The following is a 3,169-nucleotide window of genomic DNA, read 5'->3' as shown; positions in this document are numbered from 1 at the left end:
AGGAAGAAATCCCTGTCGTCTGAGCGTATTGCCGAACTGCGCCAACGTGTCGAGGCTGGCGAGCAAAAGACCAAGCTGGCTCGTGAATTCGGAATCAGTCGCGAAACCCTGTATCAATACTTGAGAACGGATCAGTAAATATGCCACGTCGTTCAATCCTGTCCGCCGCCGAGCGCGAAAGCCTGCTGGCGTTGCCGGACACCAAGGATGAGTTGATCCGTCACTACACGTTCAGCGAAACCGACCTCTCCATCATCCGGCAGCGGCGCGGCCCGGCCAACCGGCTGGGCTTCGCCGTGCAGCTCTGTTACCTGCGCTTTCCTGGTGTCATCCTGGGCGTCGATGAGCCGCCGTTTCCGCCCTTGTTGAAACTGGTCGCCGACCAGCTCAAGGTCAGCGTCGAAAGCTGGGACGAATACGGGCAGCGGGAGCAGACCCGGCGCGAGCACCTGGTCGAACTGCAAACGGTGTTCGGCTTCCAGCCCTTTACCATGGGCCACTACCGGCAGGCCGTCCAGTTGCTGACCGAGATGGCCTTGCAGACCGACAAGGGCATCGTGCTGGCCAGCACCTTGATCGAGCACCTGCGGCAGCAGTCGGTCATTCTGCCTGCCCTCAACGCCGTCGAGCGGGCGAGCGCCGAAGCAATCACCCGCGCCAACCGGCGCATCTACGATGCCTTGGCCGAACCGCTGTCGGACGCGCATCGCCGCCGCCTCGACGATCTGCTCAAGCGTCGGGACAACGGCAAAACGACCTGGCTGGCCTGGCTGCGCCAATCGCCCGTCAAACCGAATTCGCGGCACATGCTGGAACACATCGAACGCCTCAAAGCGTGGCAGGCGCTCGACCTGCCTTCTGGCATCGAGCGGTCGGTGCACCAGAACCGCCTGCTCAAGATCGCCCGTGAGGGTGGCCAGATGACGCCCGCCGACCTGGCCAAGTTCGAGGCGCAGCGACGCTATGCCACCCTGGTGGCGCTTGCCATCGAGGGCATGGCCACCGTCACCGACGAAATCATCGACCTGCACGACCGCATCCTGGGCAAGCTGTTCAACGCCGCCAAGAACAAGCATCAGCAGCAATTCCAGGCGTCCGGCAAGGCGATCAACGCCAAGGTGCGGCTGTTCGGCCGCATCGGCCAGGCGCTGATCGAGGCCAAGCAGGCGGGCCGCGATCCGTTCGCCGCCATCGAGGCCGTCATGTCCTGGGATGCCTTCGCCGAGAGCGTCACCGAAGCGCAGAAGCTTGCGCAGCCCGAGGACTTCGATTTCCTGCACCGCATCGGCGAAAGCTACGCCACGCTGCGCCGCTACGCGCCGGAATTCCTTGCCGTGCTCAAGCTGCGGGCCGCTCCCGCCGCGAAGGACGTGCTCGACGCCATCGAGGTGCTGCGCGGCATGAACAGCGACAACGCCCGCAAGGTGCCCGCCGACGCGCCGACCGAGTTCATCAAGCCGCGCTGGCAGAAGCTGGTCATGACCGACACCGGCATCGACCGGCGCTACTACGAACTGTGCGCGCTGTCGGAGATGAAGAACGCGTTGCGTTCCGGCGACATCTGGGTGCAGGGGTCGCGCCAGTTCAAGGACTTCGAGGACTACCTGGTGCCGCCCGCGAAATTCGCCAGCCTCAAGCAGGCCAGCGAATTGCCGCTGGCCGTGGCCACCGACTGCAACCGGTACCTGAACGACCGGCTGACGCTGCTGGAAACACAGCTTGCCACCGTCAACCGTATGGCGACGGCCAACGAGCTGCCGGACGCCATCATCACCGAGTCAGGCTTGAAGATCACGCCGCTCGACGCGGCGGTACCCGACACCGCCCAAGCGCTGATCGACCAGACGGCAATGATCCTGCCGCACGTCAAGATCACCGAACTGCTGCTGGAGGTGGACGAATGGACGGGCTTCACTCGGCATTTCGCGCATCTGAAATCGGGCGACCCGGCCAAAGACAAGAACCTGTTGCTGACCACGATCCTCGCCGACGCGATCAACCTGGGCCTGACCAAGATGGCGGAGTCTTGCCCCGGCACGACCTACGCCAAGCTGGCTTGGCTGCAAGCCTGGCACATCCGCGACGAAACCTACGGGGCGGCGCTGGCCGATCTGGTCAACGCACAGTTCCGCCATCCCTTCGCCGAGCACTGGGGCGACGGCACCACCTCATCGTCGGACGGCCAGAACTTCCGCACCGGCAGCAAGGCCGAGAGCACCGGCCACATCAACCCGAAATACGGGAGCAGCCCAGGGCGGACGTTCTACACCCACATTTCTGACCAGTACGCGCCATTTCACACCAAGGTCGTGAACGTCGGCGTGCGCGATTCGACCTACGTGCTCGACGGCCTGCTGTACCACGAGTCCGACTTGCGGATCGAGGAGCATTACACCGACACGGCGGGCTTCACCGATCACGTCTTCGCCCTGATGCACCTCCTGGGCTTCCGCTTCGCGCCGCGCATCCGCGACCTGGGCGACACCAAGCTCTACATCCCGAAGGGCGACGCCGCCTATGACGCGCTGAAACCCATGATCGGCGGCACGCTCAACATCAAGCACGTCCGCGCCCATTGGGACGAAATCCTGCGGCTGGCCACCTCGATCAAGCAGGGCACGGTGACGGCCTCCCTGATGCTCCGAAAGCTCGGCAGCTACCCACGCCAGAACGGCCTGGCCGTGGCGCTCCGCGAGCTGGGCCGCATCGAGCGCACGCTGTTCATCCTGGACTGGCTGCAAAGCGTGGAACTGCGCCGCCGCGTGCATGCCGGCCTGAACAAGGGCGAGGCGCGCAATGCGCTGGCCAGGGCAGTGTTTTTCAACCGCCTGGGTGAAATCCGCGACCGCAGTTTCGAGCAGCAGCGCTACCGGGCTAGCGGCCTCAATCTGGTAACGGCTGCCGTCGTGTTGTGGAACACGGTCTATCTGGAACGGGCTGCGCACGCGCTGCGTGGCAACGGCCATGCCGTTGATGACGCGCTGTTGCAGTACCTGTCGCCGCTCGGTTGGGAGCACATCAACCTCACCGGCGATTACCTCTGGCGCAGCAGCGCCAAGATCGGCGCGGGCAAGTTCAGGCCGCTACGACCGCTGCAACCGGCTTAGCGTGCTTTATTTAATGAGATGGTCACTCCCTCCTTCCCAGTACTATGCTGAGGACAGGCTTT

2 protein-coding genes are annotated in these 3,169 nt (G+C 64.0%); both read left to right on the top strand.

The window, feature by feature from the left end; all coding sequences use genetic code 11:
- On the top strand, positions 1-138 hold a 138-nt coding region (locus L2I46_RS28810), incomplete at its 5' end, for a helix-turn-helix domain-containing protein (protein WP_080963205.1).
- Positions 139-140: 2 nt separating this feature from the next.
- Positions 141-3,107 carry a Tn3 family transposase gene (locus tag L2I46_RS28805; protein WP_001138070.1) on the top strand — a complete coding sequence of 989 codons (2,967 nt, stop codon included), beginning with the start codon at positions 141-143 and terminating at the stop codon, positions 3,105-3,107.
- Positions 3,108-3,169: the final 62 nt, after the last annotated feature.

The sequence above is a fragment of the Klebsiella sp. 2019SCSN059 genome, from assembly GCF_021739525.1.
GTDB lineage: Bacteria > Pseudomonadota > Gammaproteobacteria > Enterobacterales > Enterobacteriaceae > Klebsiella > Klebsiella quasipneumoniae.
The sequence above is the reverse complement of the archived record's forward strand: the minus strand, read 5'-3'. Positions and strand labels throughout refer to the sequence as shown.